Raw genomic sequence first — 23782 nt, forward strand, 5'->3', positions numbered from 1 at the left:
GCTTTAGTTGGCCAAGGTGTATTGGTTTTTTTCACTTTAGTATTTTATTGAAGTTTAGAGAACACATCCCAAACAACAACACCACAACTCACCGAAATATTCAACGAATGCTTAGTGCCATATTGTGGAATTTCAATAATAACATCACTCGCATCAACAACATCTTGGGCAACACCTTTTACTTCATTGCCAAACACAAAAGCATATTTAGTATCAGGTTGAGGTTTAAAATTATTGAGCATCGTTGCATTTTCGGCTTGCTCAATCGAGCAGATTTGCACGTCTTTAGATTTCAAATTGTCAATGACGTCCAATGTGTTTTCATAGTATTCCCAATCCACAGTTTTTGTACTGCCAAGAGCAGTTTTACGGATATCGTTATGTGGTGGTTGTGCCGTAATACCACAGAGGTAAATCTTTTCAATCAAGAAGGCGTCACTCGTTCTAAAGACTGAGCCAATGTTGTTTAAACTTCTAATATTATCAAGAATTATTATAATGGGTGACTTTTCAGCTTCTTTAAATTCTGAAATGTCTAATCGTTCTAATTCTTCGTTTTTTAGCTTTCGCATGTTGAAATCTCGGTCTTTTTGTAGATAACTTAATTTATTTTTCTTTTATAAAACAGTGGTATTTGGCTAAATTAGCATCCTTATAGTTTTAACAAAAATACATAAATCTCTTGGCTAAAAAGGCAAAAAAAGAAACACCACTGATGAAGCAATATAATGCCATCAAGATTAAATATCCTGATGCATTGTTGTTGTTTAGAGTTGGTGATTTCTATGAAACCTTTGGTAGTGATGCTGTAAAAGCTTCAAAGATTTTAGATATAATACTCACCAAACGCGGTGCTGGTAGTGAAAGCGAAACTGAACTGGCGGGTTTTCCACACCATTCATTAAATACGTATTTGCCAAAATTGGTGAGAGCTGGTGAGCGTGTGGCTATTTGCGATCAGTTAGAAGACCCAAAGCAAACTAAGAAGATTGTAAAACGGGGAGTTACTGAATTAGTTACGCCTGGTGTAGCATTCAATGATGATATATTACATTCAAAATCTAATAATTTTTTATGTGCTGTTTATTTTGATAAAAAGTACATTGGCGTTTCCTTTTTAGACATTTCTACAGGTGAGTTTTTAACGTCACTTGGAGATACTGAATACGTAGATAAATTACTTCAGAACTTTAATCCAAGTGAAGTCTTAATCTCTAAGCAATGCCGAAAAGAATTTACCGAAACTTTTGGAAATGATTTTCACACCTTTTATTTGGAAGACTGGGTGTTTCAGGCGGATTATGCGCATGAAACATTAACCAAGCATTTCAACACCAAGACATTAAAGGGCTTTGGGATTGAAGATTTATATGAAGGTATTATAGCTTCTGGTGTGGTGTTGCATTACTTAGGTGAAACATGCCACAATAAGCTAGAGCATATAACAACAATTTCTCGCATAGCCACTGATGATTATGTCTGGATGGATAAATTTACCATCCGAAATTTAGAACTGTATCACTCTACCAATGCCAATGCTGTTACACTTATCAATGTTATTGATAAGACCATTTCTGCAATGGGTGGTCGTACGTTGAAGCGTTGGCTTGCCTTGCCTTTAAAACATGCCGATAAAATAAAACAGCGACACAAAGTTGTTCAGTATTTATTGGATAAAGAAACCGTACTTCAAAAGATACAAGGACAAATTAAACACATTGGTGATATCGAACGTTTAATTTCTAAAATAGCTACAACCAAGGTGAGTCCGAGAGAAGTGATTCAGCTTAAAAATTCTTTAGAAGCTATTGTTTCTATAAAATCAATGGCAGAAGCTTGTGACAATGATGCGTTAAAAGTTATTGGCGAAAATCTTAATAATTGCGATTTGCTTCGAGAAAAGATTAAGGAGACCTTAAATGAAGAAGCACCTGTTAATGTCCTTAAAGGAAATACAATTGCTAATGGTTTTTCTCAGGAATTAGATGAACTGAGAGGTTTATCAAAATCAGGAAAGGATTATTTGGATGGAATGTTGCAACGCGAAAGTGAACGTACAGGAATCACCTCTTTAAAGATAGCGTCAAACAATGTATTTGGGTATTACATAGAGGTGCGTAATTCCCATAAAGATAAGGTTCCGGAAGAGTGGATTAGAAAGCAAACTTTAGTCAATGCAGAGCGATATATCACAGAGGAACTCAAAGAATACGAAGCAAAAATACTTGGTGCTGAAGAGCGTATTTTAGCTATTGAGCAACAACTGTTTTCAGAATTAGTGCTGTGGATGCATCAATTTATTGTTAAGGTGCAACAGAATGCGCAACTGATAGGACAATTGGATTGTCTTTGTGGATTTGCAACTTTGGCAAAGTCTAATAAATACTATTATCCTAAAATTGATGATAGCTGTGACCTAGAGATTAAAGAAGGTCGTCATCCGGTTATTGAAAAACAATTACCAATTGGTGAAACATATATTGCAAATGACGTTTATCTCGATAGAGAATCACAACAAATCATAATGATAACAGGGCCTAATATGTCGGGTAAGTCAGCTATATTAAGACAAACTGCGTTAATCGTTTTACTAGCGCAAATTGGTAGTTTTGTACCTGCCAGAGAAGCTAAAATTGGACTTGTAGATAAAATATTTACACGTGTTGGTGCCAGTGATAATATCTCAATGGGAGAATCTACATTCATGGTAGAGATGAATGAAACAGCTTCAATTCTTAATAATATATCAGAACGTAGTTTAGTCTTGTTAGATGAAATTGGTCGTGGAACAAGTACTTATGATGGTATTTCTATTGCTTGGGCCATCAGTGAATATTTACACGAACATCCTGCACGTCCAAAGACACTTTTTGCCACGCATTATCATGAATTAAATGAAATGTCTGAGACTTTTGGCAGAATTAAGAATTTCAATGTTTCGGTAAAAGAGTTGAAAGACAACGTTCTATTTGTTCGTAAATTAGTTGAAGGCGGAAGTGAGCATAGTTTTGGAATACACGTTGCAAAAATGGCTGGAATGCCTCAGCAAGTTATACGACGTGCAAATAAAATTTTATCAAAGTTAGAGAAGTCTCATTCTAGTGAGGAATTAACTGATAAGGTTAAATCCCTTAGGGATGATATGCAATTAAGTTTCTTTAACCTAGACGATCCATTGTTAGAAGAAATAAAAGACGAAATTTTACATACAGATATTGATACGTTAACACCAGTTGAAGCTTTAATGAAGCTTAATGAAATAAAGCGTATGCTGGTAAAGAAAAAACAGGCTTAAAATAAAATTGATTTATTTTTAAAAAAGCCTTTGCATTTCTAAGAAATATTTTAAATTTGCATCCGCTTTTATAGCGAAATCGTTCTTTAAAAAGACTACGCGAAAGTAGCTCAGGGGTAGAGCATCACCTTGCCAAGGTGAGGGTCGCGGGTTCAAATCCCGTCTTTCGCTCTATACAAAATATACCAATATAGATTACAGTATGTAATCTTGATGCTGAAGTGGTGGAATTGGTAGACACGTTGGACTTAAAATCCAATGGCCATTATGGCCGTGCGGGTTCAAGTCCCGCCTTCAGTACTTTTTATTCCCAAGAATAATTTTTTATCCTTGGGAATATTTTTTTGTTTTCGATTTAGATTTTAATCCGAATTTTGCTCAGCTAATTTTTTGAATATATGGATGGTTTGGTTCGAGAACAGGTCAATTGAGTGTACATACGAAAAGCCGAAACGAAAGTTTCGGCTTTTTTAGTTTTATAATTTTTATACAGAAACTAGAATTTATTCTAAAGTTATAATTCGGCAACACTACATTACCGTAATTAATCCTTTTATTTACCTATATTAGTACCTTAACATCGATGTTAAGGTAATATCTTTTTATTTTAACATGTTAATTTAAGATAATCACCAATGGCTTTAATTAGAAAAAAATTATTTCTCCTTTTTTTCATTTTTGTGACATTAGCCTGGGCACAAGAAATTCCTCCAATACAAATATTTACACCTCAGGATTACAATGCAGAAAATCAAAATTGGTCTATAGATCAGGCTGAAAATGGATTTATGTATATAGCTAATAATAAAGGCTTATTAGAATATGATGGTGCTTCTTGGAGTTTATTTAAATCTCCTAATGAAGGTATTTTGAGATCTATTAACGTTGTAGCAGATAAGATTTACACCGGAGGTTATATGGATTTTGGGTATTGGATAGAAGATAACTTTGGAAATCTGACCTACACTTCACTTTCTAAAAATAAAAAATTTACAGTTAAAGAAGATGAGGAGTTTTGGGGTATAATCAATATTGAAGGGTATGTACTTTTCCAATCTTTGGAGCGAATCTATATTTATAATACTAGAGATGAAAGTTTTCAGATAATCAATTCGGAAACCAGATTGACTAAGATTTTTAAGGTCAATGAAACGATTTTTTTTCAAAAGGATAATGACGGAATTTATAAAATAAAAGCTGGTCAGGAAAAACTAATAATCAATTCTTCGGAAATTCAAAATAAAGAGCTAGTTGGGATTTATAGTAAAGATGATAATTTGTTATTACAAACCAAGAATCATGGATTTTATTTGTATCAGAATAATTTGATTACTAAATGGGCTATAACTGCAGACCAGTTGCTGACTAAAGTTAGCGCTTATAGCAGTATCAAATTGGCTGATGGAAGTTTTTTAATAGGAACTATTTCCAACGGTATCATTCAATTGGATAAAAATGGAAATATTGTATTGAGAATAGATCAGAAAATGGGTTTAACCAATAACACAGTACTTTCCTTAAAGGAAGATAGTTTTGGTAATATTTGGCTCGGTTTAGATGACGGATTAAATACCGTAAATTTAAATTCACCATATCGGGTTTACAAGGATAAACAAGGTGTTTTAGGAACAGTATATGCTTCAGCAAAGAAAAATGGATTTCTCTACATAGGAACGAATCAAGGGTTGTTTTATAAATCATTAGACCCTAATTCTAATTTTAGGTTTATAGAAGGAACTGAGGGACAGGTATGGACTTTAGAGAATTTTGATGATACGCTTTTCTGTGGACACGATAATGGTACTTTTATAATAGAAGATAATAAAAATGTCGAATTGATTGCTGCTGCAAAAGGAACGTGGTCAATAAAAACTATAGAAGGATATCCAAATTTGCTGTTACAGGGTAATTATAAAGGATTAACTGTGTTAGAACAAAAGAATAATAAGTGGAGTTATAGAAATAAAATACAAGGTTTTGATATTTCTTCACGTTTTGTTGAATTGTCAGACGCACATGAAATTTTGGTTAGTCATGAGCATAAAGGCGTTTATAAATTATTTTTAGATGATGAGTTCAATAGGGTTGAGAAATATGAAAAATTATCTGTAGATAAGGGCATTAAATCAAGTCTTTGTAAGTATAATGATGAAATTATATATGGATTTAAAGATGGTATATTCCGATATAAAGAAAATAGAAACTCATTTGTAAAAGATAGTATTTTAAGTGATTTAATCAGTGATGATAAGTATTTATCAGGTAAATTAATTAGTGATAAAATAGGTAATAGATTATGGGGTTTTTCAATTAATGAGATTTTCAACATAGAACCAGGTAAATTGTCTGATAAACCCTTAATTAATTCTATACCTGTTTCCGGTGAACTCAGCAAGACAAAATCGGGCTACGAAAACATTCTTTATTCAGACGATGATAATTATTTGATAGGTACAACAGATGGTTATATAATTATAGATTTAAATAAATTAGAATTAGATTCTGGAAACATAGCTTTAAATACTATTGCATATGGTTCGTTACAAAGTAAATTAATACCGGTGGATTTATCTAAATCTGTGGAATTAGCCCATAAAGAAAACAACATACAGTTTAAATATAGTGTTGCTAATTATAATAAACTTACCTCTACACTTTATCAATACAGGTTAACAGGGATTTATAATGATTGGAGTGATTGGTCAACAAATCCTGAGGTGTTATTTGAGAATTTACCACATGGAGATTATGTGTTTAAAGCGAGAGCAAAATCTAATGGAGTTTTGTCTAACAATACCATCTCTTATGATTTTACAATAGAAAAACCTTGGTATTTAAAGCCTTTAGCCATTGCGATTTACATCCTGTCAGGAATTTGTATAATGTACTTTATTCACTTTTTTAATAAGAGATATTATAAAAGACAAAAACAAAAATTAATTGTTGACAAGGAAAGAGAACTAGAATTGGAGCAGCTAGAGAGTGAAAGACAAATAGTCGAATTTAAAAATAACAACCTGAAGTTGGATATTGAAAATAAGAATCGAGAACTCGGAATGGCTACCATGAATATTGTGAAAAGGAATGAGTTGTTGAATGTTATTAAGGTAGAATTGACAAAAAGTAGGTCTATGACTGAAGTTAAAGATGTTATAAGATTAATTAATACCAGCCTTAATAACACAAGTGATTGGAAGCTCTTTGAAGAGGCTTTTAATAATGTGGATAAGGACTTTATGAAACGGGTTAAAAATTTACACCCATCTATAACACCAAACGACTTAAGATTGTGTGCGTATTTAAGATTAAATTTATCGTCAAAAGAAATAGCTCCTTTACTTAATATTTCTCATAAAAGTGTGGAAGTAAAGCGATATCGTTTGCGTAAAAAAATGGGATTAGAGCATAATCAGAGCTTATCAAACTACATAATTGAGTTGTAATACCTATACAAGCATAAAAACTACCTATACATTTCCTATACGCGCTGTGATTTTAACATAAAAGTTAAGGGAAGGTTAATATTTTGTTATCATTCATGAATTGCAGTAAAGAAGCTATTTATAATGCGAATTCAATAAAATATGTCTTTATTTTTTAAAATGTATGTTTTTTGTATAGTCAAATTTTAGGGATTCTTTAATCTTTATTTTTAAGTTGCATTAACAAAGCAACTTATTATGAAAATTAAACTTCTCTTGCTCGCAACCTTCATTTTTAGTTTGGTTTCTTATGGGCAAAATGTAAATGTTACTGGAACGGTTACAGAAGCATCTTCTGGTCAACCATTGCCAGGTGTTAATGTAATTTTAAAGAATACTTCTCGAGGTGCATCGACAGATTTCGATGGTAATTTCACCTTAAACGACGTGCCTTTAAATTCAGTATTAGTTATTTCTTATATTGGTTTTCAAACTCAAGAAGTAACAGTGATTAATAATCAACCTTTAAATATAATGCTGCAAGAAGATGCGGAATCATTGAGTGAGGTTGTTGTTATTGGGTATGGAACCCAAACTAAAAAGGAACTTACTGGCGCTGTCTCGGTAGTATCAAGTGAGACTATTGAAACGTTAAAGCCAACACGAATTGAGCAAGCTTTACAAGGGCAAGTTGCTGGTGTTAATATAGTGTCAAACTCAGGTTCACCAGGTGCGGCATCGACTATCAGTATTCGTGGTATTTCTACTAATGGTGATAATAGACCGTTAATATTAGTAGATGGTACAGTTGTGGAAGATCTTAGTGTAATTAACCCTAATGATATTGAAACTGTTAATGTTTTAAAGGATGCAACTGCTGGTATATATGGTGTTAGAGCTGCGAACGGAGTCATATTAATCACAACAAAATCTGGTAGAAAAAGTATGCCATTAACAGTAGAATATAATGTATATGGTGGTGTGCAGGAAACTACAAGAGAGTTACCGTTATTAAATGCCACAGAGTATGCGCTTTTGCTGAATGAAGCGTCTGCAGCTAATGGAGATCCACTTCCATACCCAGATGTGTCTGGCTTAGGTAAAGGAACTGATTGGCAAGGGCAAGTATTTGAAAATGCACCGATTTTTAGCAATGCTATTACCTTAAAAGGAGGTGGTGAAAAGTCTACATATGCCTACGGAAGTTCTTTCTTAACTCAAGATGGAATTGTAGGAGGAAACAAGGCTAAATTTTCCAGATTAACCAAAAGAGGTAGTTACAGTTTAGATTTCTTGGATAATTTTAAGTTAAGTGCAGGTATAACCTGGACACATACAGTAAGAAGGACACTTCCGGAAACAGGTATTGGTTCTGTTCTTTTTAATGCAATAAATATGGCTCCAAACCTTGGACCAAATGATGCTGCTAATAATCTCGGTTTTGAAGTCGTGAATCCAAATGCTCAGATTCGCAATACCTTCAATAGAGGATTGGTAGATAAATTAAACGGTAACATTAATTTATCATATAACTTTTTAGAGCATTTTACAGCTCAGGCAAGCTATCAGTTTAACTACGCACAAGTGAAGGGAAGAACATTTTCTCCACTAGCAGATTACGGTATACGAGGTACGGTCGATAAGGTTTTTGACTTATTAGAAAGAAATAGTGTGGTAGAGACAAAAAATTTCTTCAGAGATTATACGTTCGATGCCTTTATAAAATATGAAAATAGCTTTAATGATTTACATAATGTTAATGTACTATTAGGTACATCTGTATTTAAAAGTACAGGTAGCTTTTCAGGATTTGTGGGTCAAGGATTACCAAGCAATTATGTAGGTGATGCAAGGGTAGAAAATGCTGATGTCATTCAAAATTTATTTCCAAATGTAGATACACGTTTTGATGCCAGACTATTGTCTTATTTTGCAAGACTTCAATACGATTTTGATGGTAAATATTTACTGTCTGCCGTTATAAGACGTGATGGTTCAAGTAAGTTTGGTCCGGAAAATAAATTCGGATATTTCCCTTCAGGATCACTAGGCTGGATTGCTTCAGACGAAGCGTTTTTAGAAAATAGTACATTTCTTAACTTTTTGAAGTTTAGAGCATCGTATGGTATTTTAGGAAATGATAGAATTGGAGATTTTAGATTTGTATCTGTACTAGATGGTGAAGGGGCTTATGTGTTTAATGATATTTTAACCTTTGGTACTACACCTGGTGCAATTGCCAACCCAGAAATAAAATGGGAAAAACAAAAAACTTTAGATTTTGGTGTAGACATGCGCTTCTGGGATAACAGATTTGATATTACAGTAGATTATTTTAAAAGACGCACAGAAGACTTGCTTGTTGCTCCACCAGTTTCAGGTATCTTAGGAGCAAGTGCCCCAGCTTCTGGTTCACCATTTATTAATGCTGGTATCGTAGAAAATAAAGGATGGGAATTCTCAATTGGTTATACAGAACAATTTGGTAATGATGCCAGACTAAGCATTAAGTATAACATAACAACCATAGACAATAATGTAATCTCGGTAAGTGACTCTGGTGATTTTATACCAGGAGGAGCGTTTGGTATTGGACAAGATGCACCGGCAAGAATGGAAGCAGGGCAACCAATAGGATACTTTAGAGGTTTTAAAACTAATGGAATTTTTCAAAACCAAGCGCAAGTAGATAGTTCCCCAATATTAAACAATAATACACAACCAGGTGATCTTATTTTTGTAGATATTAATGGAGATGGAGTAATTGATGATGATGATAGAACAAATATCGGTGATCCTATACCAGATGCGACAATGGGTCTTAATCTTACTTTTGATTATAAGAATTTTGATTTTGGTGCTTATGCATTCGCATCATTAGGAAATGATATCGTTAGAAATTACGAAAGAAACTTACCTCTAACTAATAGAACAGTTCAGTACTTAAATAGATGGAGAGGAGAAGGAACAAGTAATAGCTTCCCTAGAGTTACTACTGGAGCTACAAATAATACGTTGTTCTCAGATTTTTATGTCGAAGATGGTTCTTTTGTAAGATTACAAAATGTACAACTAGGGTACTCATTGTCTCAAGAAACTGCAGAAAAATGGGGATTAAGTAAACTGAGATTTTATATTTCTGCAAGTAACTTGTTTACATTGACAGAATATAGCGGATACGATCCAACAGCCTCTACTGGTGAACCTATTGGAGGAGGAATTGATTATGGATTTTATCCTAATCCAAGAACATATTTATTAGGAATGAATTTAAAATTTTAATAAGACCATGAAAAATTTAAAAATCAAATACATATTTATTACATTGTTTATCATGGCTTCTTGTAGTGATGATTTTGTAGATGTAAAATCAAATAACGAAAACTCTGAAGATTATTTTAATTCTGAAGAAGATTACCAGCAAGCACTAATTGCGGCTTATGATTTATTACAATCAACTTATTTAAATGTTATGCTCGGCGAAATTGCTTCAGATAATACTTTGGCAGGTGGCGAGAATGCAAATGATGTTCCTGGTATTCAAGAAATAGATGATATGATTCATACACCAATAAACCAGCAACTAAGAGATATATGGAGTTGGATGTATGCAGGTGTTAACAGAGCAAATTATATTATGGAATTTCAGGATAAAACTGATTTTCCAGGTAAAGAAGGTGTTTTAGCTCAAGCTCGATTTTTGAGAGCTTATTATTATTTTGAGCTTGTAAAGTGGTTTGGTGATGTACCATTTGTGGTTGATAGAAGATTACAGTTTGGTGATCAATTCTCTATAGATAGAACACCAAAAGCCGAAATATATGAACAAATTGAAGCTGACTTAATATTTGCTACAGATAACTTACCTTATGTACAGGCACAAACGGGTAGAGTAACAAAAGGCGCAGCTCAGGCACTTCTGGGAAAAGTTTATTTATATCAGGAAAAGTTTGGCGAGTCAGCTACGGTTTTAGAAGATTTAATAGACAATGGACCATACGATTTACTTACAGACTATAGTACAATGTTCGAAAACGATAATGAAAACAATATAGAATCGGTTTTCGAAGTACAATATACAGATATAGAAGGAGCAGGTTTTGGTTGCTTGCAGTGTAGTGAAGGAAATGTAGCAGTTGGTTTTAATGGAATAAGAACCTATAACGGACCCGTATTTGAGTCAGGTTTTAGTTTTAATGTGCCAACGCAAGAGGTTGTTGATGAGTTTGAAGATGGAGATAACAGATTAGAAACAGCGATTTTAGATATAGAAGCTTGGGCTGCAGATACAGGGGCGACTTACACAGAAGGGTTTGAGCATACAGGTTATTATAACAGAAAATACATCTCTAGACAAGGAGATTTAAATACAGGAGATGCAAATTTAACTAATCCAAACAATTACAGAGCCATACGTTTTGCAGACGTCCTATTGATGGCAGCGGAGGCTTTAAATAGAGGAGGGATTAGTGATACTAGAGCGCAAAATTACCTTAACAGGGTTAGAGAACGTGCATTTGGTAATTCAGATAATAATGTAAGTGCAACAGGTGCTGCACTAACTGATGCTATTTACCAAGAAAGACGTGTAGAATTAGTTGGTGAAGGACATCATTTTTTCGATTTAGTAAGAACAGGTAGAGCTGCTGCAGAAATTGATGGGTTTCAAAGTGGTAAACATGAATTATTCCCAATTCCTTTGGTAGAAATACAGCTAGCAGGAAACCAATGGGACCAAAATCCAGGATATTAAAAAAATTAGACATGAAAAATATAAAATTAATTTTAGTTAGTTTACTTTTTATAGCCTTTATAGGTTGTGAAGAGGATGAAAGAGACACCTTTTACCTAGATAGCGTTGAAGCTCCTTCAGAATTTGACATACAGTTTGGGGCAACTCAAGATAATACAGGTTTAATTACCATAACGCCTACGGCAATTGGAGCAACGCTTTATACTATTGATTTTGGTGATGGCTCAGAGCCTGAAAACGTTAACCCTACAGAAAGCGCAGATCATATTTATGCCGAAGGTAATTTTACTATTATTGCAACGGCTATAGCAATTAATGGACTAACAACCGAAATAGAGAGGTCTATTGATGTCATTTATATATCACCTCAAAATTTAGCGGTAACTATACAAAATGACGGTATTCTGTCAAATACCGTTAATGTAAATGCTACGGCAGATTTTGGAATTAGTTATCAAGTTGATTTTGGCGAATTGGAAGGAGATGATGATGTTGTTTCTGCACCAATAGGTGAAGAAATTACATATGAGTATCAGCAGTCTGGTACTTATACTATAACTGTGACGGCATTTAGTGCTGCAAGTGAACCAGCTCAATATATTGAAGAGAATTTCGTGGTTACTGAGGTTTTTGGTGACTCACCAATCGCAGGAACTTGGAAAATGTCAGAGGATGAAGGATTTTTAGTAGGAGAAGGAGGAGCGGTTTATTTTGATTGTAATTCAGGTAATAGTTGTGCTTCAGATCGAGCTTGTTATTTCGATGATCTTTATGTTTTTAGTTCAGATGGTGCATTTACAAATGATTTAGGTGCAGAAACTTGGATTGAAGGCTGGCAAGGCGGAGGTGACTCTTGTGGCACACCTGTAGCACCACATGATGGGTCTAACCCAGCGACATATTCCTTTAATACTGATGCAAGTACTATCACTCTTAATGGAGTAGGAGCATATATCGGTTTACCGAAAGCTATAAATGGAGCTGAGATAAGTAATCCAGCTGATGCTCCAGAAAGTATTACATACAATGTTGTTGAGCTTACAGACGACAATACAAGAATGGTGTTAGAAGTATTTATCAATGCCACAATCTTTTGGAGATATACTTTAGAGAAAGTATCAGATCCTTCTCCTATAGAAGGGACTTGGGTAATGTCTGAAAATGAAGGTTTTCTAGTTGGAGAAGGAGGTGCCGTTTATTTTGATTGTAATTCTGGTAACGGATGTGCAACTGATAGAGCTTGTTATTTCGATGATCAGTATGTTTTTAATTCAGATGGATCATTTAATAATATTCTAGGTGCTGAAACCTGGATCGAAGGATGGCAAGGCGGAAGTGATTCTTGTGGTGCACCAGTAGCACCACATGACGGTTCTAATCCGGCAACATACACTTACGATAGTAACGCTAACACGCTAACACTTAATGGCGTTGGGGCATACTTAGGTCTTCCTAAAGCTATCAATGGAGCAGAAATAAGTGACCCTGCAAATGCTCCAGCCAGTATAACATATAATGTGGTAGAAATTACAGATAGTAATACCAGAATGGTGGTAGAGGTTTTTATTAACGCTACAATTTTTTGGAGATATACATTAGTTAAAATATAAGTCTTATAAAATGAAAAATTATTTAAAATATATAACTGTAGCTGTCATAAGTGTATTTATGATAAGTTGTCAAGAAGATGATGCTTCTTTTGGTGAATTGACTATGCCTTCAAATCTTAATATTGAAGTGACATATCTCGATGACACAAATAATGATGGTATAATTGATGAAAACGATAGTCCATCTGAAGCACCAGGACTAGGTAGTGGAAGAGTTCAACTCAATGCTACTGCAGATGACGCAATATATTATCAATTCATCTATAATGGTGCTGTGTCTGTTGCTTCAAGTGGAGAACAGACTTACAATTTTGCAGTACTGGGAGAAAACACCTATTCGATTACTGCTATAGCTTTTGGTCCAGGTGGAGTGTCAACTGTAGAAACTATCGATATTCAAGTTTTATCATTATATGAGCCACCTGCAGAATTGATTACTATGTTAACAAACGATAGTTCTCGAACTTGGCGAATTGCAAATGATACTCCGGGTCATTTTGGTCTTGGTCCTGTAGGAGGGATACTCAATGAGTTTTATGGAGCAAATCCCAACGATAAGGTTGGTGTTGGTATGTATGACGATCGCTATACCTTCAATGTAGATGGAACATTTACACATGACGTAGGTGAGGATGGTGAAGTGTTTGGTAGGGCTGGTTTAATCGAAGAACTTAATGGTCAAGGCACAGGTAACGTAAATGGTGCTGATATTGAAAATTACCCCTATGAAACCTATCAAGAACAATGGTTCATTACTGCACCTGCCGGAAATGAGACCTTAAATTTGACAGGAATTGGATTTCTTGGATATTATATTGGAGGTGATCATACATATATTATAGAGTCGAGGTCTGCAAACGAAATGATTTTGAGATCTACAGATGGTAATGGAGAGTTCGATTGGGGTTTTATCTTAATCGCAGAAGAATAGAATAGCAAAAGGTTAGTTAACGAACTAACCTTTATTTTAATTAATAGATCAGAAGAATAGAATAGCAAAAGGTTAGTTAACGAACTAACCTTTATTTTAATTAATAGATGTAAATCAGCATTTATACAACTTTAAATAAACTCAAATTAATAAATTATGAGAAAAAATTTTCTAAAACTCGTTGTTTTCTTATTGATCTCTACGGTTTCATATGCTCAAGCTGATAAAGTATCGGTTGTTAAAAATGCCGATGGAATGAAGTTAGTGGTTAATGGAGAAGACTTTATTATTAATGGTATGAATTGGGATTATATTCCAATTGGTACAAATACTATCGATGCAAATTTCTGGAAAAAATCTGATGATATAATCAAAGCAGGATTAGATACTGAAATGTCACTTCTAAAAAATATGGGAGTAAATGTAATTCGTCAATATACTGGTGTCCCTGCACGATGGATTCAGTATATATACGAGAATTATGGTATTTACACGATGCTTAATCATTCATTTGGTAGATATGGACTTACATTAAATGGAGTTTGGACTCCAGTCACAATTTATGATGATCAGTTTACTCAAGACTTTCTTATGAGTGAGGTTAATAATCTGGTTAGTGAATATAAAGACACTCCTGGTTTATTAATGTACCTCTTAGGCAACGAGAATAACTATGGTCTGTTTTGGCAAGGTGCCGAAACTGAAGATTTTCCAGATGATGATGAAGAAAAGAAATTCATTGGTGAAAAGCGTGGAAGACCAATGTATAAGTTAATGAATGAGGCAGCAAAAGCAATGAAAGCTATTGATTCTTCTCATCCAGTTGCAATTTGTAATGGCGATGTACTTTTCATAGATATTATTGCAGAGGAGTGTAAAGATGTCGATATTTATGGTACAAACACGTATAGAGGTGCATCCTTTACAGATATGTTCGATGTCGTAAAAGAGAAATTAGACATGCCTTTGATGTTTACTGAATTTGGTGCTGACGCTTTTAATGCTAAAGAAAACAGAGAAGATCAAAAAGCTCAAGCATACTATATGGTGCAAAACTGGAAAGAGATTTATCAGCATGCAGCTGGTCTTGGTAAAACAGGAATTTCAATTGGTGGATTCACGTTTCAATTTAGTGATGGATGGTGGAAATTTGGTTTTGATGACAGAGAGAATGCTGATGTTCACGATAATAATGCATCATGGGCAAATGGTGGTTATTCAATTGATTTAGCGCCAGGACAAAATAATATGAATGAAGAGTGGTTTGGGATTTGTGCAAAAGGACCTACAAATGAGCGTGGTTTATATCAACTGTATCCAAGAGCAGCCTATTATGCATTAAAGGAGGCTCATACTCTTAATCCGTATGGCGAAGGAGTGACAGCAGATTTCGTAACGAATCATTTTACTAATATCCAATTAATGGATCATGTACTTAGAGCAAGAGGCGATAAAGCCGCTTTAGGAGGAAATGATGTACAAAAAATTAGACTTAGTCGATTAACTGCAAATTTTACAACATTCAACACAGGTGGTAGTTTAATAACGACACCAGATAATCCTGATCCAGATTCTAATAGTTACCCTAATCAATTAGGTTTTGATCATATGCAATCTTATTTTATTGGTGTAGAAGGAAATCCTGCTCCTAATGTAAGAGCTACTGCAACCTTTAATGTAATTGGAAAAGTTGCAGAAAACCCTATTAATGAAATTTTCTATGAAAATAGAGCACGACCAGTAATATCTTTAGATAATAATAATCAACAAGTTGTTGAAAATGATGTTAATAGAGTAAATGTTTATCAGGCAGAATTTGAATGGAACGCTAAGGATTTTGATTTAAGAGGTTTTTACAGAACTGGTCATTATCACTGGCAATACGAGGGAGACTTCTTTGGTCTTTATCCTGAAGCTAATTATGGACCTAATTTAGATATTTATGGTGGTGAAATTTTAGGATTAGAAATAGACGGAAAAGGATCTCTAGAAGGATTAAAAGCAGCATTTGGACCACAATTATGGTGGGGAGCAAATCCAACAGCACTATTAAAATATCATCGAAAGGTTGGTAAATTTGATGTTACTGGTATCTATCATAGAGATTTGGAAACTGACGTAACATTTGACTCTAATGGACGAAGAGAATTAGATCAAAACCAACTACGAAGTGGTGTAATTCCACCATGGCCAACAGAAAGAGCTACCTTAGTTGTAGAACGAGAACTTGGAAAATTTGGTGTTACACTTGGTGGTATTTGGGGAGGAAGCCCTTTAAATGGTAGTACATTTCAATATTTTGAGAATGGAGTAGTTTATGACGATGAAATTAGAAGCGACGATAATTGGGGAGGTAAAGCAAAATTAACTTATGAAGGTGGTAAATTTAATTGGTATGCACAAGGAGCGGTTATGGGTCTTGTCGCTAATGGTGGTGCAGATGCAACACAAACATTCACTGGTTGGAGATTAAGAGATAGCGGAAGCGGTAATGTAAGTAACTTTTTAACTGGTCTTACATATTCATTTGATAATTTTCAGATTGCACCGAATTTTATGTGGCAAAAACCTCTAGTAGATCCAATGCCAAACGGTGTTGGTGCTCCTGGACGATTGAGAAATTTTATTGATGATCCTTTTGCGGTAAGAGGCGGTAATAGAGAAATGACCGCTGGTGAAATTTTATTTACATATGATCCTACACCTGGCACATGGATGTATCAATGGGATAATGATAGATCTGAGGATGCTAAATTTGCAATGAATTTAGGTTTTGTATATCGTAGATATCCTACTGCACAAGACGCTCATATCGGTTTTCAGGCTGATCGTACATTCTTTGCATTTCCAAATTCTGCACCAGCAGAAGATTTATGGGAAGTACATTCAAGAATGGTTTCTAAAGTATCATCTGATTTAGGTATAATTGGTAACTTTTATTATGGAAATGGACAAGCTAATGGTGATAGCCAGAGGTTAGTAAAACGCTTTGGTGGAGATATAAGAGCTATTTACAGAAAAATGAAATTAGAAACACATTTAAAAGTTAATGATTGGGGACCTTTTGATTATCATAGAGATTTCAACTTAACGTTTCCATTACAACTTATGTTAGATATATCAACATCTTTAGGAAAACCAGACTGGTATGTGCTGCCAAGTACAACAATAGGAATAAGAGGAACATGGCGTTCGCTAGATAGATTTTCACCACGATATGCACCTCTACAAGCACCTGAATTTGAAGATCCACCATTGAGTCCTGTTGGATTCCCTGATGGCTCAGAATGGGAAATTAGAACATACGTACATATCAATATTGGCAAATAAAAATAGCAAATGATGAAAAATATAAGAATTATAAAATTAAATAAAGTATTCTTGGCAGGTGCAGTTTTAGCTCTGGCTTTAGGATGCGAGAGAGATTTAAATCCAGATCCTTCTGATGAGTCAACCTTCTCAAGTGTTGGTGAAATATTTACAGACAATTTTGTTGGTATGGGTACAGACTTTTATAAGCCTTTTGGCGATTCAAAGTTTGATGCCTTTTCAGTTGATAACGAAGAAGGCTATGAGAGTTCTGCATCCTATCGCATAGATGTGCCTAATGCAAATGATCCTTCAGGTAATTATGCAGGAGCTATACTTAGAGTTGATGGTTCTGGTAGAGATTTAACAGGATATGATGCGCTCACCTTTTGGGCCAAAGCATCACAAGGAGTAAGTGTAGATGCATTTGGTTTTGGTCAAGACTTTATTCAAAACAAGCACCAAGTGACCCTTAATAATGTGAGCATTGGTACAAACTGGGCAAAATACACCATTCCAATTCCAGATGCTTCAAAATTAACAGAAGAGAGAGGAATGTTCTGGTATGCAGCAGGAACTCAAGGTACTGGTGGTTCAGGATATATACTTTGGTTAGACGAAATCAAATTTGAAAATACAGGTACTGTAGCACAACCAAGACCAGCAATGTTAGAAGGGCAAGATCTTGTTGAGCAAACCTTTATTGGTTCGAGCAGAACAATTAGCGGTCTCCAGGAAACGTTCAATTTAGAAAATGGACAGGACGTTACAGTAGTGCCTGCACCTGCTTATTTTGATTTTAGTTCATCAAATGTATTGACTGCTCAAGTAGATGATTCAGGTCAAGTGTCTATTGTTGGTAGTGGCGATGCTATTATTACAGCAGAACTGGCAGGATTAGATGTAGAAGGTTCTTTAACCTTAGAGTCTTTAGGAGAATTTACTCAGGCGCCAACTCCAGATAGAGCTCCTGAAAATGTCATTTCACTATTTAGTGATGCCTATGACAATGTTCCTGTTGATTATTACAATGGATTCTTTGCTCCTTTTCAAACAACTCAAGGAGGTGCACCACCATTAAATATTGGAGGAAATCAAGTTATTAATTATACTGATTTAAATTTTGTTGGTGTTGGGACATTCTTAAATGTAGCGCCTGTTAATGCCACCCAAATGACGCATCTTCATGTAGATATTAATGTTCAAGAAGCCATTGATTCTAACGATTTTATCAGATTAGAAATACTTAATGGTGTACAAACAGCTAATGAAATTTCAGGTACTAGAACTATTGCTGCCTCTGATTTAATATCAAATGAATGGGTAAGTTTTGATATTCCTCTTGGTGAATTTAACGGCTTAAGTATAAGAGATCAATTAGGACTTCTGTTCTTTGTGTCTGACGCAACAATATCTAATATATACGTAGATAATATTTATTACTATAAAGAAGTGGTTGATCCAACCCCTAATGTAGATGACTCTGGTGCAACACAAGTTGAATTACCTATAGGTTTTGAATCTAGTTTAACCTATGACTTTGCAGGCTTTGAAGGTGCAGATTCTGCTGTTGAAGCAAATCCAGATCAATCAGGAATTAACCCTACTGCCACAGTTATGAGGTCTACAAAAACACCTGGTGCGCAGTTTTTTGCTGGTACAGCATTAAATTTAGATGCTGCAATAGATTTTTCTACATCACAAAAACTTCGAATGAAGGTGTGGTCTCCAAAATCTGGTATTCCAATACGTGTTAGATTAGAAAATCAAGATAATTCAGCAGGTATAGAACTCGATGCAACAACGACTACTAATAACGAATGGGAAGAATTAGAATGGGATTTTAGTAGTTTAGATACATCTCCAGATTTTGTTAGAATAGTAGTATTTTTTGAGTTCGTTGTGGATTTACCAGGTGACGGGTCAACCTACTATTTTGATGATATACAGGTTCTTAACTAGAATTATAAAAAATAAAATAACGATATTATGATAAAGAGAATAATAAAAAAAAGAAATCATTTTAACTCGAGTTTATTTGTAATGTTATCTGTAGCCATGTTTTTTGGATGTGATTCAGATGAAACACAGCAAGTAACCACTTTTAATAATATTACTTTAGCTCAAGAATTTGATACCGCAGGATCACTTGATCCTAATATTTGGAATTATGACTTAGGAAATGGCTCAGATATTGGGCTACCTGGCTGGGGGAATAATGAGTTACAAAATTACACTGATAGACCTGAAAATGTAGTCATTGAAGATGGTATGTTAAAAATAACTGCTCGCCAAGAGTCGTTTGAAGGTTCAGCATATACTTCAGCGAGGATCCAAACCAAAGGAAAATTTCAACAAAAATATGGACGATTTGAAGCAAGAATTCAATTGCCATGGGGACAAGGGCTTTGGCCAGCGTTTTGGATGTTAGGCGACGATAATGAAGGAACAGAAATCTGGCCGCAAATTGGGGAAATTGACATTATGGAGAACAGAGGTCAGGAGCCTACCATAATAAACGGTAGTGTTCATGGTCCTGGCTACTCCGCAGGTAATGCTGTTACCAAAGCATTTGAATTAGATGGCGATCGTTTTGATACTGGTTTCCACGTATTTGGAATTGAATGGTCTGAAGATTACATCAATTACTATGTAGATGATGTGCTATATAATCAAATACGCCGAAGTGATGTTCCTGGTGAATGGGTTTTTGATGATGAGTTCTTTATCATCTTAAATGTAGCTGTTGGTGGAAATTACGTTGGCTCACCAAATGCTCAAACGGTATTTCCTCAAGAAATGCTTGTTGATTACATTCGAGTGTATTCTGCTGATTAATGATTAATAATCACTAAGACTTTTAGGTCAAGAATTTGAAATCATGACCTTTTTGTCCACTATCTAAACAAATAGTATTTAGAAAATTTCTAATGACAAATTACCCTAATTCTTTGAAAAATAATAGTACACAAAATAAAAAAGTAAAATTAGAGCAAGTCTCAATAGGTAACGAAGCTTACTTTAAGATTTCTAATAGTGATAAAATGCGACCGTTTTTTATGAGCATTGTCAGTGATTCTAATCACTGGATGTTTATTTCAAGTAATGGTGGACTTACTGCTGGAAGAAAAAACGCTGAATATGCATTATTTCCGTATTACTCAGATGATAAGATTACCGAATCTTCCGAGATAACAGGTTCAAAATCTATTTTTCAAATTAAAAAGAATGGTCAGAAGTATATCTGGGAACCTTTTTCAATTAGATTTCAGGATAGATATAAAGTCAAAAGAAACTTATATAAAAGCGTTTACGGAAATTCTGTCATTTTTGAAGAAGAGAATATCGATTTAAATGTTGTTTTCAGATACCAATGGTGTTCAAGTAACTTATTTGGATTTGTGAAAAAATCTAAATTCATTAATAATTCAGAACAAGAAATAGAAGTAAATATCTTAGACGGTATTCAAAACTGTTTACCCTATGGAGTCAGTAGTGCATTACAAAATGCAAGTAGTAATTTAGTAGATGCCTATAAACGCACTGAACTGATCGAAGATTCTGGTCTTGGTATTTTTGCTTTAAGTGCTATCATTGTAGATAAAGCAGAGCCAAGTGAGGCTTTAAAGGCAAATATTGCCTGGTCATTAGGGTTTGAGAATCCAACATATTTATTGTCCTCACTGCAATTAGATAGTTTCAGAAGTTTTGAAAACGTACAACAAGAAACTGATGTCAAAGCGGAAAAAGGAGCTTATTTTGTTAACTCGAAAGCTGATGTATTGCCAAGAAATTCTACTGATTGGGTTATAGTGGCGAACGTTAATCAAGACCACTCAGGTATAGTTGAAATTTCGAATAAGATAAAAGAAAATACTAATCTATTGATGAAAGATCTTAACAAAAACATTTCCTTAGGTACAGAGAAATTAATTAGACTAAATGCATCTTCGGACGGTTTGCAGTTAACATCAGATAATTTTAAGGATACAAGACATTTTTCAAATACACTTTTTAACATCATGCGTGGAGGTGTTTTTGATGATGGGTATACCATAGAACAGTGGGATTTAAAAAAGTATTTATTCAATGCCAATACTGAAGTGGCTCAGGCTAATATTGAGATTATTGAATCATTACCAGAGAAATTCACTTTAGAGAAACTTAAGGAAGTTGCAAATAGTAGTTCAGATAAAGATTTTAAACGTTTGTGTTTAGAGTACATGCCATTAAAATTTAGTAGAAGGCATGGTGACCCAAGTAGACCTTGGAATAAGTTTTCTATTAACACAAGAGATGAAGTAGATGGCTCTAAAATATTAGATTATGAAGGGAATTGGCGTGATATATTTCAGAATTGGGAGGCATTAGCATGCTCTTATCCAGAGTTCATTGAAAGTATGATTTATAAGTTTTTAAATGCTACAACTTTTGATGGTTATAATCCATACCGAGTTACAAAAGGTGGATTTGATTGGGAAACCATTGAGCCAGACGACCCATGGTCTTATATTGGATATTGGGGAGATCATCAAATCATATATCTTCTTAAGTTTTTAGAGTTTATCGAAGATTACAAACCTGGAAGTTTGGAAGGTTACTTTAATAAAGAACTTTTCGTTTATGCTGACGTACCATACAGAATAAAAAAGTATCAAGATTTATTAAAAAACCCAAAAGACACTATAGAGTTTGATGAGAAATCTGATCATAGCATTAGAGAACGAAGAGATCAAATTGGTGCAGATGGTGCATTACTTAGATATAAAAATGGAAATATAGTTAGGGCTAATTTTATAGAAAAAATACTCGCTTCAACTTTGGCAAAGCTTTCCAATTTCATTCCAGAAGGTGGTATTTGGATGAATACGCAACGACCTGAATGGAATGATGCCAACAATGCATTAGTTGGTAATGGTGTTTCTATGGTAACCCTAAATTATTTAAGACGATTTTTAAAATTCTTTGAAAATGTCTTTGAAAATGCAGAAACCAAAAGTGTTGAAGTATCCGAAGAGCTCGCCAGGTTTTTTAAATCTGTAAAAGAAACTTTGGAACAAAATGAAAATAAATTAGACCGACCAATTGATAATGCTACAAGGAAAAAAATTCTTGATGAACTTGGTAAAGCAGGTAGTTTATATAGAGAATCTGTTTATAATAAGTCGTTTTCAGGTCAAAAATCTAACTTAGATCTAGATCATGTTAAATCGTTTACTAAATCAGCACTTAAGCATTTAGAGCATTCAATTGATGCCAACAAAAGAAATGACAATTTGTTTCATGCCTACAACCTAATGACAGTTAAGGATAATGAAGTGAGCATCTCATATTTAGAGGAAATGTTAGAGGGTCAGGTTGCTGTGTTGAGTTCTGGTCATTTAAGTTCTAAAGAAAATCTAGAAGTTTTAGATGGATTAAAACATAGTAAATTATTTAGAGAAGATCAATACAGCTATATTCTTTACCCTTTTAAAAACCTTAAAGGTTTTATGGATAGAAATACTATTCCATCAAATGCAGTTAATGAGTCAGAATTATTGCAAAAATTAATTTCAGATGGTAATGCTCAAATCATAGAAAAAGATGTTAACGGTGAGTATCATTTCAACGGTAACTTTAAGAACGCTAATGATTTAAAAGAAGGATTAGAGGGTTTAAATGGGATTACTTACGAGACTTTAGCAAAAGAGGAACTAAACAAAATCTTTCAAATTTTTGAAGATATTTTTAATCATAAGGCCTTCACAGGTAGATCAGGTACTTTTTATGGTTATGAAGGACTAGGTTCTATATATTGGCACATGGTATCTAAGTTGCTCTTGGCAGTTATGGAGTGTTGTCAAAAAGCTATTGAAGAAGATGAAAGTGACGAGGTCATTGGTAGATTATTAGAACACTATTACGAGATAAACGAAGGTATAGGTGTACATAAATCTCCTGAATTATATGGCGCATTTCCAACTGACCCTTACTCGCATACTCCAGCAGGAAAAGGTGCTCAACAACCGGGAATGACAGGACAGGTAAAGGAAGATATTCTTAGCCGTTTTGGAGAACTTGGTGTTTTTATTAAGGATGGACAATTAGTATTTAATCCTGCTATGTTGCGTAAAGATGAATTCCTTAGTGATTCAAAAGTTTTTAACTATATAACGGTAGATGGAAATCAGTCTGAATTAGAAATAGAAACTAATGAATTAGTATTTACGTTCTGCCAAGTTCCTGTGATCTACTGTGTAGCTAAGGATAATAAAGCAGAAGCTATTTATAGAGATGGGTCAACTAAGACATACAGTACGCTTGGTCTCGATAAATCTACAAGTGAAGCTATTTTCAGTCGATCTGGAGATATTGAATTTGTGAAAGTTCATATTAAGGATTCGTATTTAAAATAATAAAGCATCATGAGTAAGTGAGTAAACCCAATGTTCATGATGCATAGCAATAAAAACAATAATA

The 23782-nt window shown here is 34.3% G+C and carries 11 protein-coding genes and 2 tRNA genes; 12 read left to right on the plus strand and 1 reads right to left on the minus strand.

What is annotated here, in order from left to right:
• Positions 1-44 precede the first annotated feature (44 nt).
• A complete protein-coding gene (locus ACTG3Y_RS05490) occupies positions 45-572 on the minus strand; it encodes an RNA methyltransferase (protein ID WP_439151919.1) in 528 nt (175 codons plus the stop codon).
• A 110-nt stretch (positions 573-682) separates the two neighbouring features.
• Here ACTG3Y_RS05490 and mutS point away from each other — a divergent pair, with 110 nt between their 5' ends.
• From mutS to ACTG3Y_RS05550, 12 genes are all read left to right on the plus strand, one after another.
• Positions 683-3295 (plus strand): DNA mismatch repair protein MutS, encoded by a 2613-nt coding sequence (gene mutS / locus ACTG3Y_RS05495; RefSeq protein ID WP_439151920.1) that lies wholly within the window; start codon positions 683-685, stop codon positions 3293-3295.
• A 99-nt stretch (positions 3296-3394) separates the two neighbouring features.
• Positions 3395-3466 (plus strand) — tRNA-Gly (locus ACTG3Y_RS05500).
• A 44-nt stretch (positions 3467-3510) separates the two neighbouring features.
• Positions 3511-3595: transfer RNA gene (locus tag ACTG3Y_RS05505), tRNA-Leu, on the plus strand.
• Between the two features lie 335 nt (positions 3596-3930).
• A complete protein-coding gene (locus ACTG3Y_RS05510; protein WP_439151921.1) occupies positions 3931-6738 on the plus strand; it encodes a triple tyrosine motif-containing protein in 2808 nt (935 codons plus the stop codon).
• A 237-nt stretch (positions 6739-6975) separates the two neighbouring features.
• Positions 6976-9999 (plus strand): SusC/RagA family TonB-linked outer membrane protein, encoded by a 3024-nt coding sequence (locus ACTG3Y_RS05515; protein WP_439151922.1) that lies wholly within the window; start codon positions 6976-6978, stop codon positions 9997-9999.
• A gap of 7 nt (positions 10000-10006) precedes the next feature.
• Entirely contained in the window at positions 10007-11470 is a 1464-nt protein-coding gene (locus ACTG3Y_RS05520) for a RagB/SusD family nutrient uptake outer membrane protein (RefSeq protein WP_439151923.1), read from the plus strand.
• A gap of 11 nt (positions 11471-11481) precedes the next feature.
• Positions 11482-13080, plus strand: coding sequence for a hypothetical protein (locus ACTG3Y_RS05525; RefSeq protein WP_439151924.1), 1599 nt, complete (start codon positions 11482-11484; stop codon positions 13078-13080).
• A 10-nt stretch (positions 13081-13090) separates the two neighbouring features.
• Entirely contained in the window at positions 13091-14011 is a 921-nt protein-coding gene (locus ACTG3Y_RS05530) for a glucan endo-1,3-beta-D-glucosidase (protein WP_439151925.1), read from the plus strand.
• Positions 14012-14167: 156 nt separating this feature from the next.
• Positions 14168-17341 carry a glycosidase gene (locus ACTG3Y_RS05535; RefSeq protein WP_439151926.1) on the plus strand — a complete coding sequence of 1058 codons (3174 nt, stop codon included), beginning with the start codon at positions 14168-14170 and terminating at the stop codon, positions 17339-17341.
• Between the two features lie 12 nt (positions 17342-17353).
• Positions 17354-19282 carry a carbohydrate-binding protein gene (locus ACTG3Y_RS05540; RefSeq protein ID WP_439151927.1) on the plus strand — a complete coding sequence of 643 codons (1929 nt, stop codon included), beginning with the start codon at positions 17354-17356 and terminating at the stop codon, positions 19280-19282.
• Between the two features lie 27 nt (positions 19283-19309).
• A complete protein-coding gene (locus ACTG3Y_RS05545) occupies positions 19310-20158 on the plus strand; it encodes a glycoside hydrolase family 16 protein (RefSeq protein WP_439151928.1) in 849 nt (282 codons plus the stop codon).
• 92 nt (positions 20159-20250) lie between these two features.
• Positions 20251-23718: a hypothetical protein gene (locus ACTG3Y_RS05550; RefSeq protein ID WP_439151929.1), complete on the plus strand. Its 3468-nt coding sequence runs from the start codon at positions 20251-20253 to the stop codon at positions 23716-23718.
• Positions 23719-23782 lie beyond the last annotated feature (64 nt).

This window comes from Winogradskyella sp., assembly GCF_965656915.1.
Classification (GTDB): domain Bacteria; phylum Bacteroidota; class Bacteroidia; order Flavobacteriales; family Flavobacteriaceae; genus Winogradskyella.